We start from the raw sequence: 16,328 nt of genomic DNA, 5'->3' as shown, positions 1-16,328 counted from the left end.
AGCGAAGAAAGACAAAAAATTGCATTTTATATTTTACTTTGCATGATGATAAAGAGCCGCCTATATTCCGGTGGCTCTTTCTGATTCCCAATCCGGCTTTATTTCCGTTTATCAGGAGAATCAGTATCATCACATAAATCACCGTTGAATGTATCTTTTAACCCTTCTTTGGTTCCTTCTTTGTTCATCAGGAGCATCAGGCCCATCACAAACATCACAGTTAACATCAGACCCATCACATAAATCACAGTTACAACTGGCTCAAACCCTGTCGGGCCTCTCTACCTCTCAAAAGAAATTACTTTATCAGTACGGTACTTTACAAACCTATGCGGGACAGCCGGTGGCCGATAGTTTCTGGCAGCATCACCGGCAGGAGCTGCCTGTTATAGGGCAGGCCGATGCGGGCATACTGGCCCGGGAACTGCTGAATAATACAGAACTGGTTTATACGGTTAAAAAACCTTCAAGGCTGCAGGCGCTGAGGGGGGTGCTGACCACTTCCCGGATGCTGTTAGGGCTGGCGGCACTGATAGCTGCTTATTCGCTGATACACTTACTGAGCCGCTACTGGAATAAGATCTTCGGGTGGCTGTACCGCCTGTTAAGGCCGGTGTTTGACCGGCTTTTTTCTCCGTTGATGGTAACCTGGGAAATGCTGCTGTTGAGTATAGCCGGCATTTACTGGGGCGCGGCAATACCGGACCTGGTGTTACGGACCATCATCATACATGTGTCGTTGTTTACTTTGTGGGCACAGTTAACGGCTCTTCTCAGCCGGCATTACCTGATCAAATATTATTTTAACGAAATCAAAGACTGTCTGGATCTTCGGCGCCCGCCTGGTGAGGCGATGCTGAAGGTGGGGCTGCCTGCACTGGCTACCACGCTGGCAGTGGTATGGCTGATGTTTCGTTTGCCTGAGCCCTGGTATGCTTATGAGGTGATTGTGCCAGCGCAGATCGCATTGTTTACACTGCCACCGATGGTTTATATGCACCGGATACTGGTGCGGATGCTACTGCCTTTTCCGATAACAGTCTACAGGTCGGAAAGAAGTATGACCGTATATGCAGCCATTGCGCTGCTGGTTTGGCTGGTGCTGGTAGTGTTACCGCCTGCACAACCGCCGGTACTGATTACGTTGTCGGTGGTGGTAGGGTGCCTGCTGCTGTTTCTGTCGATAGAAGAAGTGACCCGCTGTGGCACACGCAATTTTATCTGGCTGCAGCTGATCACTGTAGGATGGCTGTGTGCCTGCGTGCTGGCCGGTGGACAGCTGTCTATTCCAATGCTCAACTGGATTGGGTTGTATGGCCTGCTGGTATATGTAGTCATTAAATATTGGGAGATACCAGTGTTGCTGGGTTATTCATGGAAAAACCGCAAGGCATTGGGCAGTCTGGGTCTGGCGGTTATCATATGGGCAATCGCCAGCCTCATCCGGTGGCAACCCCAGTGGTTTATCTGGTTTTAGTTGAAAATCTATTTTAATTGTTTAAATTTGCGCTCCTGAATATCAGAAAGTGATTATTAAAGATACGCGCAGATCCGAATAACGTACTAAAAAGGCTTCTCAGGGCCTCCAAGGCGTTTGCAGGGTCTGCGTTTTTTTATGCGTTTATCTGCAGAGATTTCTGTTGTTTGTTCGCTCACTGCCATGTCATTGCTTCACACCTTTGTTCTTTTGTACACACCATTCATCATTTTTCTCAAATAATCCTATAAAAGTTACTAGTTTTCATAACCGTATAAAATACGCTTAAAATTCACGTTATGAAAAGAGTCCTGGCAATATTATGCTTAGGGAGCCTGTGGTATCAGGCGGTGGCTCAGCAACAGGCGCCTGCTTACCCGCTGGTAACCCACGACCCTTATTTCAGTATCTGGTCTGCTACTGATACCCTTCATCAGGCTTCCACCGTACATTGGACTGGTAAAGAGCAGGCCCTGGTTGGCCTGGTGAAAGTGGATGGTGTCACCTACAGGGTACTGGGGGCACTCAATGGTTTGGATGATACCGGAGTGCTGCCGGCTCGTCAAACAGCCGTCAGTATCCGTACAACGCAGACGGTTTATCAGTTCCAGTGTGGTAAGGCAGCTGTCACGCTCACTTTTACTTCGCCCTTGCTCATTCGTGACCTGATGCTGATGTCAAGGCCGGTATCTTATATTTCTTACTGCGTGAATGCCACTGACAATGCCAAACATGCGGTGGAAGTGTATTTCGGAGCCTCTACCGATATTGCTGTCAACGGGCCTTCACAACCCGTGACTGCTAAAAGATATGTTTCCGGTCAGCTTTCTATGATGAAGGCTGGGACTGTGTTACAGCCTGTGTTGAAGAAAAAGGGAGATGATTTGCGTATCGACTGGGGATATATGTACGTTGCTTGTCCGGCTGCTTCCCGGCCAATACAGTACATCAGCAACGCTGAAGATGCGATACTGTCTTTTGTGAAGAAACAGCCTGCAATGGTGAAAGGTGATAAACAGCAGCTGCTGAGTAATATCGTATCGCTGGGAATGGTAGGGCCGGAGCCAAAGGAACAGGTGTTTCTGCTGGGGTATGATGACCTTTATGCTATTCAGTATTTTAATACTAACCTTAAAGCATGGTGGAAAAATTCGCCTGCCAAAACGATAGAAGGGGAGCTGAATGCAGCATGGAAAGAATATGCTACGGTGCTGCAACGCTGCGAAGCGTTCAATAAAGAACTGCATGATGATGCCGTGGCAGCCGGCGGTGAGCAGTATGCTGCGCTGTGTGAACTGGCTTACCGGCAGAGTGTATCAGCTCATAAACTGGTAAGAGGTCCTGCCGGAGAGCTGTTGTTTCTCTCAAAGGAAAATTTCAGTAATGGTTGTATTAATACCGTGGATGTAACATATCCGTCTGCACCGTTGTTCCTGTTGTATAACCCTGATCTGCTCAAAGGTATGATGACGGGCATCTTTCAGTATTCAGAAAGCGGACGGTTTATGCAACCATTTGCAGCGCATGACCTGGGTACGTACCCGCATGCCAACGGGCAGGTGTATGGAGAAGATATGCCGGTGGAAGAATCCGGCAATATGCTGATTCTGGCCGGCGCCATTGCTGTAGCAGAAGGCAATGCCAGCTATGCCAAAGCACATTGGAAAACACTGGGTACCTGGGCTGCTTATTTGCTGAAAGAAGGTTTTGATCCTGCCAATCAGTTGTGTACTGATGATTTTGCAGGACATCTGGCCCGCAATGCTAATCTCTCGCTGAAAGCGATTATGGGACTTAAATCCTATGCGATGCTGGCAGGGATGCTGGGGGAAACGGCAACGGCTAAACGTTATGATAATAGTGCCCGGGAGATGGCAGCCAGATGGATACAGCTGGCAGATGATGGAGATCATTATGTACTGGCTTTTGGTAAACCGGCCACCTGGAGTCAGAAGTATAACCTGGTTTGGGACCAGGTGCTTGGTTTTCATCTTTTTCCGGCTACTGTTTATAAAAAGGAAACAGACTATTACCTGGCCCGTCAGCAGCCATACGGCCTTCCGCTCGATAGCAGGAAGACCTATACCAAATCTGACTGGATTATGTGGACTGCAGTGATGGCCAAAGACTTTAATGCATTTGTACAACCGCTTTACCGGTATATAACCGAAACGCCTACACGGGTTCCGCTAAGCGACTGGCATGAAACCACCAACGGCAAAAAAGTCGGCTTCCAGGCAAGAAGCGTGGTGGGGGGCTATTTTATGAAGTTGCTGGATGTGAAGCTGAATAACGGTAAATAAAAAACGGTCCGGATTATCCGGACCGTTTTTCTTTGAATGGATCTTATTTTCCTTTACGGTGTTCACCGTGTTTCTTTATAGGTTCGTTGGTCTGCTCTCTGTTTTGTTCAGATTGACCTTGAGTCTGGTTAGCTGACCGTTCCTCATTTTCCTGATATCTGGGCATATCCCGATGGGATTTGGAAGTCTTCCCGTGACGATTACGTTTCATAAAAACATGTTTTTTAAAGAAACGCGATAAAAACATGCCGAAAATTAATGGTCTGATAATGAATGTTTTATAAAGGTTGATGAACATGAATTGATGCAATTATTTCACAGTACGCTGTCCACAATTCCCCGCTTTTGAGTTGTCTTTTCAGGCAGCCGGGATACTGCTTTTTGACTGTTTGTGCTCATAATAAGCGCCACAAGGGTTATATTTAAGAACAGTTAAAAACCATAAATATCACCGTATCGATGCAGAAGGATCTTACCCTGGCAGAGCAAATTGAAAGGAAAATACTGAAATATATCTCCGAAAAAGGTTATAAAGTGGGCGATGCATTGCCCAAGGAGAATGAGCTGGCAGATATACTCGGCGTGAGCAGGGTGGTGTTGCGGGAAGCGTTGAGCCGCTTGCGTATCCTGGGGTTTATTGAAACGAAGCGTAAGCGGGGTACAGTACTGACATCACCGAATATCTTTTACGGTTTTAAAACGATCCTGGCATCCGGCACATTGGACAAGGATGCGCTGAAAGATCTGTATGAGGTGCGGCTGATGCTGGAGATCGGCATGGCTGATTTTTTATTCCTGCATAAGACAGACCGTTATCTGGATGATTTGCAGCGGATCGTTGAAGAAGAAAATCTTGCGGAAGATGCTGAGTTGCTCACGAAGCTGGATATACGCTTTCACAGTACATTATACAAGATGTCCGGCAACAAGTCGTTGTACGCTTTTCAAAACCTGCTCAATACTTTATTTGCCACGTATGCGCCGCGCCGGGATGACTGGAAGGTAAAACAGATCATTTCGCATCAAGCACTGCTGGAGATCCTGAAATGTGGTACTGCTGATGCATTCCGTACCGCCATGCGTTTGCATTTGCATACACGTTTTGAAAATATGGATACTTTGTTTCCTGAAGCGGAAATGCCGGCAGGGCAGGAGGTGCTTCGCTAAATCACCACTGTGGAAGTGAAGGCGTTGGCTTTCCTGAAGCGGAAATGCCGGCAGGAGGCGGCTCGCTAAATCATCATCGTGGAAGTGAAGGCGTTGGCTGTTTTTACAGGTATCACTCCTTGTTTTTTATACGTTTACCAATGGCGTTTTTACCGTTTTTCTGCAAACGTATGCATAACGTGTATTCTTTACCGTTATTCCTCCTGAATTTCCTGTAATTTTTTTTGTTGCTTGTTATTTTCTTTTTCCTATCTTGTAAGCCTGGCGCCTATATCAGATATTTTCTAATAAGTATTCTGTCAATTGTTCAAGCTTAAAAATAAAATTATTACAATCGATTGTTTTTTATATTTTTGAAAAAACACAGCCACGTTCACTGAAAGAGTAGGGTGTATGCAGTACACTTAAAAAATCTATATCAACCAGAATAAAACAGCCAGTCTCAGACCTGACAAGGCTTAACAGGACATTTTGTAATCATCATTTAAAACAACCAGCATTATATCAGCCACTATTAAGGGTATCAGTTACACGCAGAAAAGAAAAGAGGATCAATAAAAAATCAACAGTTTGAATGCAAACGTTTGCTTTCAATAGCCGGATATACACCGGCCTGGGAGTGCTATGTCCCTTATACAGATTAAACAAATTCCAATTATGAATAATCAATCACCACGTTACCGAACATCCCGTAACGACTGCGTCAGATGGTGCGCTGTGGCTATCATGGCCACTACCGCGCTCTTTTACGCCGGTGGGGCTGCAGCCCACACCTCCGCCACACTGGCTGCCTTTCAGACGCCTCAGGATGAACAGCACTTTATTACCGGTGTTGTAAAAGATGAGAAAGGCCAGGCATTGCCAGGGGTAACCGTTACACTGAAAGGTACCGCCGCCGGCTCAGTAACAGACCCGGAAGGTAAATTCACATTGAAAACCACCGCTAAAAACGGCACACTGGAATTCAGCTCCATGGGCTTTGTGAAACAACAAGTGGCCTACGCCGGACAAAAAACAGTCAACATCACCCTCACCACCGACCAGAAAGCATTGGGAGAAGTAGTGGTCGTAGGATACGGTACCCAACGGAAAGTCAACCTGGTAGGCGCCGTCTCCGCCATCAAAGTAGATGAAAAAATAACCAGTCGCGCACTACCCAACGCGTCCTCCGCACTCTCCGGACTGGTACCCGGCCTATCTGCCGTACAGTCGTCCGGCATGGCCGGCAGAAACAGCGCCAGCCTCGTTATCCGCGGCCTGGGCACTGTCAACAACGCCAACCCCCTCATCGTAGTGGACGGTATGCCCGACGTGGACATCAACCGTATCAACATGAACGACATAGAAAGTATCTCCGTACTTAAAGATGCTACCTCGGCCTCCGTATACGGTTCCCGTGCAGCCAACGGCGTTATCCTGATCACCACCAAATCAGGCAAAGGCCAGAAAAAAACAGCGCTCAATTTCAACGGGACCTATGGTATTCAAAAGCCAACGAAAGCATACGATTTCATGGCCAACTATCCCCGCGCTCTCACACTGGAACAACGTCTGGGACAGGTGGGCACCCTGCGCGACAACCTCACCTTCAAAGACGGTACCATCGACCAGTGGATGGCCATGGGCATGATAGACCCGCTGCGTTATCCCAATACCAACTGGTGGGATATCATCATGCGCACCGGTACCTCTCAGAACTATAACCTTTCCGCTTCCGGAGGCAATGATGTCTCTAACTTCTACCTCTCTATTGGCGTACAGGATGAGAAAGGTTTACAGATCAACAACGACTATACCCGCTACAACGCACGCTTTAACTACGACTATAAACTGCGTAGGAACATGAACACCGGTATCCGCTTTAATGGCAACTGGTCTAAATTCACCTACGCACTGGAAGACGGTTTCACCGATACTTCTTCTACCAACACCGCGGGCTTTGATATGCGTTATGCCATCGCCGGTATTACACCCTACGATCCCGTTACTGGTAAATTCGGCGGCGTAATGGCCTATGGAGAAGATCCGCAGGCCTATAACCCTTATGTGGTGTATACCAACTCCCTCAACCGTCAAAACCGCCAGGAAGCAAATGCAAACGTTTATCTGGACTGGACACCCATCACAGGACTGACCGGCCGGGTAGATTATTCACTCAATTACTACAATCAGTTTGCCTATTCTGCTGCCACACCGGCCACCGCTTTCAACTTCCAGTCGGGTATAAACGGCAGCCGTGTATACGTAGGCGATAATGCCGGTGTTTCCAATAATACCGCTACCGGTTACAAAACCATGCTGAACGGACGCCTGACCTATCACAAAGCTTTTGGCACCCACCACGATCTGACGGTAACAGGGGTGTACAGCGAAGAATACTGGTACGACCGTTTCCAGGGCTCCTCCCGCAATGACAGGCTGTTCCCCGGTTTACATGAAGTAGATGCTGCCCTCACCACCATACAGGGTACCAGCGGCGGTAGCTCTACGGAAGGACTACGTTCCTATATCGGCCGTATTAACTACACCGCCTTTGATCGTTATCTGTTTGAGGCCAACTTCCGCTATGATGGTTCTTCGAAATTCCTGCCCGGACACCAGTACGGCTTCTTCCCCTCTGTGGCGCTGGGATGGCGCTTTACAGAAGAAAGTTTCCTCAAACCTTTCCTCAGTAAATACCTCACCAGCGGTAAATTCCGTGCTTCCTACGGACAGCTGGGCAACAACAGTGGCGTAGGCCGTTATGAACAGCAGTCCACCTTGTATGGCAGCCATTACTACGTTGATGCCGCCATCGCCAAAGGGCTCGTATACCGTAAAATGATCAACCCTGACTTCACCTGGGAAAACACGGCAGTCTTTAACCTCGGTCTGGACCTGAGTTTCCTGGATGGCCGCCTCAATGCGGAACTGGATTACTATAACAGACTTACTACCGGCATGGTAAGACCTTCCGATATGTCTATCCTGCTGAGCGGCGCTTATGCAGCTCCGCGCAAAAATATCGGGAACCTGCGCAATAAGGGCGTAGAGCTGAACCTCAACTGGTCAGACCATTTCGGGCCGGTACGTTACGGCGTAAACCTCAACGCTTCCTACAACAGGACCTCCCTCGAAAAATGGAACGAGTACCTGGGCCGTGGCTACACTTTCCTGAATATGCCTTATCACTTCCTGTATGCCTATCAGGATAAGGGCATCGCACAAACCTGGCAGGATATATACAACAATACCCCGCAAGGTGCTTCCCCGGGGGATATTCTGCGTAAAGACGTGAATGGTGACGGTAGAATAGATGACAACGATAAAGTCGCTTATCCCAACGTACAACGCGACAGACCTACCACCAACTTTGCTATGGGCTTCAACGCCTCCTGGAAAGGAATTGACCTGGCTTTTCTGTTGCAGGGTTCTGCCGGTCGTAAAGATTTCTGGCTCAACAACTACAACGATGTAAACTTCTCTGCCAGCCGCTATGCGGCTTCCTGGTCACACTGGACTAATCCATGGTCTGTAGAAAACAGGGACGGTGGATGGCCTCGTATAGGCGGTCCCGGTGGTAACAGAGAAGAATCTACCTTCTGGCTGGACAACCTTGCCTACCTGCGTCTGAAAAATATTCAGCTGGGTTATATGCTTCCGCTTAGTCTGATCAAACGGATCGGTATCAACAGTTTCCGTATTTACGGGTCTGCTGAAAACATTGCTACGCTTACTTCTTTCCGGGGTCTTGATCCTGAACAGACTGGTAACAGAAGCAATGCCTATCCGCTGAATAAATCCTATTCCATTGGTGTTAATGTGGGACTCTAAAGCTGTAATCATGAAAAAAACAACATCAACGATACGTTTAATAGCTGCTCTTACAAGCTTTGTAGTGATGGGCGGCAGCTGTACCAAAAATCTGCTGAACCAGCCTTCTACTACAGAAGTGGGTGAAAACGTTTTCTGGAAAACAGATGCCGATGCGCTTGCCGGCATCATGGGTGCTTATGCAGACGTAAGACCACTCTTTGACCGGGATTATTATTTTGATGGTCAGGGAGAATATGTAAGGACCAGAGGTACCAGCACTGTTAGTAACGATTTGCAGCATGGCGGTGCCTATGTGGTGAACACCGGTTCTACCGGTTATAGCCCTTCCGGTTTTGGGCAGCAGTTTGACGCTATGTATAAATACCTCTACGGAGGAGTGAACCGTACCAACTATGTGATCGATAATGTCAACAGAATGCTGGCTACCGGCACCAATGTGTCTGTGCCCAAACTGGAGCGTATCCTGGCCGAAGCAAGACTGCTGCGTGGCATGGTTTATTTCCGTCTTATCTCCATGTGGGGAGATGTGCCTTACCTGGGCCACAGTGTGACCTCCAATGATGAAGTGGCCTCACTGGCCCGTATGCCCATTGCGCAGATAAAAGACTCCATCATGGCTGATTTTACCTATGCTTTTGATAAACTGCCTGCCAAATCTGATCAGATGGGACGTGCCGCCAAACCCGCTGCCCTAGCTTTTCGTGGCAAGTTGCAGCTGTACTGGGCATGCTGGAACAAAAACGGCTGGCCGGAGCTGAGCACATTCAAACCCAGCACGGCTGCGGCTACCGCTGCCTATCAGGCCGCTGCAGAAGACTTTAAACATGTAATCAATGATTATGGTCTGGACCTTTTCCGTGGCGGAGCACCCGGTGAATGCGATACCCTGGGCAAAGCAGAAAAACTTCCCAACTATTATTACCTGTTTACACCGGCAGCGAATGGTGATGGTGAAATGGTCATGGCCTTTGCACATGGTGGTACTGGTACTTTCCAGGGAGAAGAACTGATGCGTGATTTTGCAGGCCGCTCCCATGAAGGCTCCCAGTGCTGGATAACGCCGCGTTATGAAATTGCCGACAGGTACCAGTCTACTGTTACCGGCGATTTTGCACCGAAGCTGATACCTACCAATCCCTCTACTGTAACGGGTGCCAGGACTAAACTGAATTCCGCCGTTAATCCGGCCAGCTACGCCAACCGCGATTATCGTATGAAGGCTTCCATTATGTGGGATTATGAAGTGAGTGTTGGTATGGCCTCTCTTAAATCTACCGGTTGGGTACCTTATATCTATAAAACATGGGCACAGCCTATCGTGATAGACGGTACTACTTTCCTTTCGTATAATACGGATGGTACCAACTCCGGTTATGTGTTCCGCAAATTTTTGCGCAACTACGCCGGACAGGGCCGTAGTGATGGGGACTACAGTTTCCCGGTAATGCGCCTGGCAGATGTTTTCCTGATGTATGCTGAAGCTTCCAATGAAGCATATGGCCCGCAGGCCGATGCGATCGCGCTGGTGAACAGGGTGCGTCGCCGTGGTAACCTTCCGCCACTGGCTGGTGGTAAAACCGCTGATAAAGTATCCTTCTTTAGTGCCATCGAACAAGAGCGTATCGTAGAATTGCTGGGAGAAGGTCTGCGCCCGTTTGATGTACGTCGCTGGAGAACCCTGGAGAAAAACTGGAACCCACCCGGAGGCCCCGGCGTATGGCGTATGGACACCTGGGGTGCGCAGGCACAGCGCTACTTCCAGAATGCTACGGACAGGGATATAGCGCAGTGTTACATCTTCAAAATACCGCAGAGTGAGCGTGACCGCAACCCCAACCTGACACAGAACACGCCGTGGATGTAGTGATTATCTATCTAACAAAAAAACAACAAGCGATGAAAAAATATGCCATCATAAACTGTATCCTGCTGATGACAGCATTGGTTTGGAGCAGCTGCAAAAAAGAGACCCCGGTAGATGAAGACGGCCTGCTGATCACTGCCCGTGCGGAATGTTATGTCAGCAATTTTGAGTTGCTGGGCGCCGATTTCCAGACGGTACGCTCCAAAGCACCGGTGATTGATACCGTTGCCTGCACCATTCAGCAGGAAGTGCTGTTTGGTACAGACCTGAAGAACCTGTGGCCACAGTTCACCCTCGTTACCGATGCTAAACTGGACCCAAAGATCACCGGTAAAGTTGACTTCTCTGATCTGGCAAACCCGAAAAAATATACCGTGGTTTCCGGCAACCGGCAGGTAAGAAAGACTTATACCGTTATTATCACCGTGCAAAAGTGAGTTGTATTTTAAAACACGTATTATGACTGGTAAACATTTTTCATATATCCCGCTGTTCTTCGCTTCCCTGCTACTGATGACGGCCTGTACGAAGAACAAGGATTATAGTGTGCCTACGCCTAAAAATGAGCTGCAGAACGATTGTATCAAACGCTCGCTGGGACCTAATATCGTAGGATTGAATATAGAATTTGCCTATGCTATCGCTATTCCTGCATCCAAAGGCAAGCTGGTGTCTGCACAGGTAGTGGCATCCATTCCGGGTGTCCAGGTGAAAACCGGTGATCTGCCCAATTCTGCCACCTATCTGCAGGACAGCTCTTTTTATACCAACGGCAGCGGGGTGGATGTGCCGGTAGGTGTTGGTGCCCGCTCTGTTACAAAAGAAGGGATGAATGTGACAACCTTCACCAAAGACACCAATGCGGTAACCCTCCGTTATTTTTACAGAATACCGGAAGAAGCAAGAGGTAAAACGGTGAAGTTCACCTTTAGCGCTACCAGCAGCAATGGAGAGACAATAACTTATGAGATGGGGCCTTATACCATTGCCAAAATGGACATGAAGCTGAACCTCATTCCTACCAACAACGACAAGTGTTATCTGTCTATCGCAGATATGGCGTTGTATAATGCTACAGAGGCTGCTGCCAATCCCGGAAAGATAGACCTGGTATATCTGTATCGTAGTTTGTCTGTACAGTTTGGACATGCGCTGGTAGCGCCTGCTGCGCCTAAAGACTATCTGCCAGGTGTTACATTACCAGCTAACGTTAACAGGGATACGAAACTGAGCAAAGCCTGGAACGTACAGGACTTCCATCTGGCGGGTCTGAAATACGGCACTACCTTCGTAGATGATCCCGACTTCGAAAAGCTGGATATGTCTACCTCTCCGGATTTTGCACTGGGGCTGAAAGAAGAAGCCGGTGTGTGGGTGGAAACCGGTGATGGTAAATACCGCGCCTATATCTTCATCAATAAAGTTGATAATATCGGGCAATCCGCCAGGATCAGTATCAAACGTTATACGCTGAAGTAAGATCAACCTATTATGCGAATGATGAACCCTCAGGTTCATCATTCGCATTTTTTAAAAATTCCACATATGAAATATCTTCTCTCCATATGTCTGTTGCTGGCGGGGTTGGGAGCGGTGGCGCAGCAGTTTGTTCACCCGGCTGGTGGCATTGATGTGCAAACGTTTTTACTGAAATCAGCCACCCTGGAGGCGAATAAAATAAAACTGCAGTTAGGGGATAGCGGACTGCTGGCGGCTCTCAAAGGTTTGCAGGCAACAGCCGAGAAAACTTTACAGCATGGGATTTATTCCGTTACATTTAAAAAGAAACTGCCACCCAGTGGTAACGTACACGACTATATGAGTGTAGGCCCTTACTGGTGGCCTGATTCCACCAAGCCGGATGGATTGCCCTATGTACGCCGGGATGGTGTTGTTAATCCCGAAAGATTCGATATACAGGACGCGGAATATTACAATGCTTTGTGCCGGGACGTATATACGTTGGGTGTAACCTGGTATTTCACAGGGGAATCCCGTTATGCGGCACATGCCGTAAAACTGCTGCGAGCCTGGTTTCTGGACAGCGCTACGCTGATGAATCCGCATCTCAACTACGGTCAGGCCATACCAGGTATTACGGAAGGGCGGGGGATAGGGCTCATAGATACACATAATACCGCTATGCTGGTGGATGGTATTCAGCTGTTGAAAGCTGCGCCGGAGCTGACAACAGACGACTATGCCGGTATACAGTCCTGGTACCGCCGTTTTCTGGAATGGATGCGTACCAGTCCCATTGGGCTGGATGAAGCCCGTCAGCTCAACAATCACGGCACCTGGTACGATGTGCAGGCGGTAGTGATGGCATTGTTTACAGAACAGCGTGAACTGGCCGCGACTATCCTGAACGGACAAACGAAACAGCGGATAGACCGTCAGCTGACCCCGGATGGCCGCCAGCCACTGGAGCTGGCCAGGACACTGTCATGGAACTATTCGCAGATGAACCTGGAAGGATTTGTGCAGCTGGCCCTGCTGGCGGAAAATACAGCTATTGACCTGTGGCATTATGAAAGCCCGGCTCAAAAGAGCCTGGAGCAAGCGTTCCGGTGGATGCTGCCTTATGCCGCAGGCCAAAAGAAATGGACCTACCAGCAGATCAAACCGCTGAACCCGGATAGTTTTACAGCGCTGACCGTGAGGGCCGCCGATAGGTATCCGGAGGCCGGATTTGCCACTTTATGGCAGCAGCATCCATTTGTTCCCTCTGACTTGTACCGTCTTACTCACCGTACTTACTGATGTTTTATGCGTAATTTTTTTTGCTGGACAATAGGGCTGTTGCTGAGTTGTATGATCTCACTGCAGGCAGCAGCACAGCATCTCCTGAGTGGGAAATACACCACCACGCAGCTGGAACGGCTGTTGATACCGCGTACCTCCTGGACCCCTTTTCCACCTGCCGGTGATGCTGCCTGGGCAGCTATAGATCGGGAACAGGCAGCCGCTATCATTAAAAAAGCAACCGGGTATCTGCATTATGAATGGCCCGGCATACCGGCCACCACTTCTCTGCTGATCGTGCGAACCGGTAACCGCAGCGATTATCAGGCGATTGCCAACCGTAAACGGGAGGCATTGGCCACTTTATTACTCGCTGAAATATTGGAGCATAAAGGCCGTTTCACTGATGATATCATCAACGGGGTGTGGTCTGTTTGTGAAGAATCTTTCTGGGGAGCTTCGGCTCATTTGCCCAAAGGGAAAGACTATGCGGGCCTGCCTGATGTGTCTTCTCCGTTTGTAGAGCTGTTTTCTGCAGAAACAGCCACGTTGCTCGCCTGGGTGGATTATTACGTTGGAGACCAGCTGGATGCTGTTTCACCGCAAATCCGGAAACGCATATACGAAGAAACCGATAAACGTATCTTCCAGCCACTGATGACCAAACATCATGGCTGGATGGGCAATGCCAGCAGCGGTCGCCGTCCCAATAACTGGAACCCCTGGATCTGCTCCAACTGGCTCAACGCCGTACTATTACTCGAAAAGGATGAACACAAGCGGATATCCGCCGTGCAGCATATACTGCTGACATTGGACAACTTCCTGGACCCTTATCCCGCAGACGGAGGTTGTGACGAAGGACCCGGTTACTGGGGTGCAGCCGCAGCCTCGCTGTTTGACAACATCTCGCTGCTGGACCTGGCCACCCATCATGCTTTTAACTATGTCTTCCAGGATGATAAAGTGAGGAAAATGGGACAGTTTATCTACCAGGCACAGATCAGCGAACGTTATTTTCTGGACTTTGCCGACGCAGACCCACAGCCCGGTATGGACGGTATGATGATCTACCGTTTTGGTAAAGCGATCGCTGATACGGATATGATGCGTTTTGGCGCGTATTATTTCCGGGAAGACAGGACCTTCGGCGGCAACTATCATTTCTTCCGTAACTTCTTCTCCCTCTTCCTGCAACAGGAAGTGAAAGCAACCCCCAAAGGACTACCGATGCCGCAAAACGTTTGGTGGCCTGATCTGCAGGTGATGGTGGCCCGCGATCATGGTGGTAATGTCAGTGGCTTTTATGTAGCAGCCAAAGGAGGTAGCAACGACGAAAGTCATAATCATAACGACGTCGGTAACTATATCGTTTACTATGACGGTCTGCCTGTCATCATCGATGTGGGGCGTGGTACCTATACGGCCCGTACTTTCAGTGATAAACGTTACGATATCTGGTTTAACCGCTCCGATTACCATAACCTGCCTGACGTCAACGGATATACGCAATTACCGGGTCCCCGTTATAAAGCCACCCAGGTGGAGTATAAGTCCGCCGCAGGCTACAGTCAGCTGTCACTGGACCTGACAGCTACTTATCCGGAAGCAGCCGGTATTGAGCAGTGGAAGCGAAGCATCCGGCTCAACCGCCGGCGTTCTGTACAGATCGAAGACCAGGTGTCTCTGAAAGCTGCCGGTACCTTCATCCAACACCTCATGACCTGTTATCCGGTGAGTATCCTTCAGCCGGGAAAGCTGGTCATCCATACTACTTCCAGAGATTTTATGGTGTCTTATCCAGCCCGTCAGCTGGAAGCCTCCGTAGAAAAAGTAACCCTTCAAACGATGGAAGACCAGGGTATCCGGCAGAAATGGGGCGATAATATTTACCGGGTGAGCTTTAAGTGTGTAGCCCCTGTAATACAGGCCAGATCGGGACTTACTGTAACCACACGATAAGCTCTTTTTTTAAGTGCTTGCAAAATATATGGTTATATATTTGGTAGAAATAAATTATTTTCTATCTTTGCACTCCCTTAGAGAAAAGGTAATGATTCCGTAGCTCAGTTGGTAGAGCAATACACTTTTAATGTATGGGTCCTGGGTTCGAGTCCCAGCGGGATCACAGACAACTTTTAAAACCTGCGCTAGTCGCAGGTTTTTCTTTTTTAGTTGAGCATTTAGTCGAATTCCTTCTATATAACTCCGATTTCCTTACTGTACTTTATACAGGTTAATCAGCTTTTACTAAGATATGAAATATATGTGTTGGAATCTACGCATTCAACCACATTGTGCGGATATTGAAAGATCAATTCTGACTAAATATTATTTGTAAAGTCCAGACTACAGAATAGAAACGCAATTTTGCTTTTTAATAAAGTTAGTTTCAATCTCTTCTTGCGGAGTTAAAAAAATTAAATGAATAGGGAAATATCCTGTACCCTCCAGGATACGTCGTATTTTTTCAGGAATGGTCAGCGCCAATTTCTGCTGCTGCCGAATAAGTGTTTCCGGTTGGATTTCCGTTGGGATTTGTTTTTAATACAGCGTCGAAATTTCCATATTTAGTTATCGCATGCCGAACTTCATCGCCGCTGAGTTCGTAAGAATTTATCAGGGCTATTGTTACAGGTTAACCGGCTTTTACTAAGTTAAGAAATATAGTTATAGGTGATGTCTGTCTTTTCGATCACATTATCCACTACACGGACTGGGTGGTTCTCAAGGTTTGCTTTAACGATTGCAGAAAGTCTTTTTCCTTTGGCTGTACTATAAAAACGAAAAACACATCATTGAATTTAGTACTCCATAAAAAAAGAGGACGCCTTGATCTCCTCCCCAAAAACTGTAGCACTGAAAATTAGAAATTTCGGGGTAATGAAGTGCTCCCCAATTTAGTAGCGCCCAGAACTAGAATTTCGGGGTGTTTTTTTGCTTAAAAATCTGCGTC

At 48.1% G+C, this 16,328-nt stretch carries 10 protein-coding genes and 1 tRNA gene; 10 read left to right on the top strand and 1 reads right to left on the bottom strand.

Features of this window, described 5'->3' with window-relative positions:
- The first annotated feature begins 148 nt into the window (after positions 1-148).
- Together KD145_RS03920 and KD145_RS03915 are read left to right on the top strand one after the other, a co-directional pair.
- Positions 149-1,477, top strand: coding sequence for a hypothetical protein (locus KD145_RS03920; RefSeq protein ID WP_212004602.1), 1,329 nt, complete (start codon positions 149-151; stop codon positions 1,475-1,477).
- Positions 1,478-1,776: 299 nt separating this feature from the next.
- On the top strand, positions 1,777-3,780 hold the full coding sequence (locus tag KD145_RS03915) for a glutaminase family protein (RefSeq protein WP_212004601.1): 2,004 nt from the start codon (positions 1,777-1,779) through the stop codon (positions 3,778-3,780).
- 43 nt (positions 3,781-3,823) lie between these two features.
- On the opposite strand, the gene KD145_RS03910 is transcribed toward KD145_RS03915, so the two are convergent.
- The gene (locus KD145_RS03910; protein ID WP_212004600.1) at positions 3,824-3,991 is read right to left on the bottom strand and encodes a hypothetical protein; all 168 of its coding nucleotides are present in this window, start codon (positions 3,989-3,991) and stop codon (positions 3,824-3,826) included.
- A gap of 248 nt (positions 3,992-4,239) precedes the next feature.
- Between KD145_RS03910 and KD145_RS03905 the strand changes: the two genes are divergently transcribed.
- The 8 genes from KD145_RS03905 to KD145_RS03870 all read left to right on the top strand — a co-directional run bounded on the left by KD145_RS03905 (position 4,240) and on the right by KD145_RS03870 (position 15,500).
- On the top strand, positions 4,240-4,947 hold the full coding sequence (locus KD145_RS03905; protein WP_212004599.1) for a FadR/GntR family transcriptional regulator: 708 nt from the start codon (positions 4,240-4,242) through the stop codon (positions 4,945-4,947).
- 657 nt (positions 4,948-5,604) lie between these two features.
- A complete protein-coding gene (locus tag KD145_RS03900; RefSeq protein WP_249219732.1) occupies positions 5,605-8,760 on the top strand; it encodes a TonB-dependent receptor in 3,156 nt (1,051 codons plus the stop codon).
- 10 nt (positions 8,761-8,770) lie between these two features.
- A complete protein-coding gene (locus KD145_RS03895) occupies positions 8,771-10,627 on the top strand; it encodes a RagB/SusD family nutrient uptake outer membrane protein (protein ID WP_212004598.1) in 1,857 nt (618 codons plus the stop codon).
- Between the two features lie 32 nt (positions 10,628-10,659).
- A complete protein-coding gene (locus KD145_RS03890; protein ID WP_113619190.1) occupies positions 10,660-11,064 on the top strand; it encodes a hypothetical protein in 405 nt (134 codons plus the stop codon).
- Positions 11,065-11,086: 22 nt separating this feature from the next.
- Entirely contained in the window at positions 11,087-12,106 is a 1,020-nt protein-coding gene (locus tag KD145_RS03885; protein ID WP_212004597.1) for a DUF4466 family protein, read from the top strand.
- Positions 12,107-12,172: 66 nt separating this feature from the next.
- Positions 12,173-13,390, top strand: a complete 1,218-nt coding sequence (locus tag KD145_RS03880) for an alginate lyase family protein (RefSeq protein WP_212004596.1) — start codon at positions 12,173-12,175, stop codon at positions 13,388-13,390.
- A gap of 6 nt (positions 13,391-13,396) precedes the next feature.
- A complete protein-coding gene (locus KD145_RS03875) occupies positions 13,397-15,334 on the top strand; it encodes a heparinase II/III family protein (RefSeq protein WP_212004595.1) in 1,938 nt (645 codons plus the stop codon).
- Positions 15,335-15,427: 93 nt separating this feature from the next.
- Positions 15,428-15,500, top strand: a tRNA-Lys gene (locus KD145_RS03870).
- Positions 15,501-16,328: the final 828 nt, after the last annotated feature.

The sequence above is a fragment of the Chitinophaga sp. HK235 genome, from assembly GCF_018255755.1.
Classification (GTDB): Bacteria; Bacteroidota; Bacteroidia; order Chitinophagales; family Chitinophagaceae; genus Chitinophaga.
Note: the sequence above shows the minus strand (reverse complement) of the source record. Positions and strands in the feature narration are given on the sequence as shown.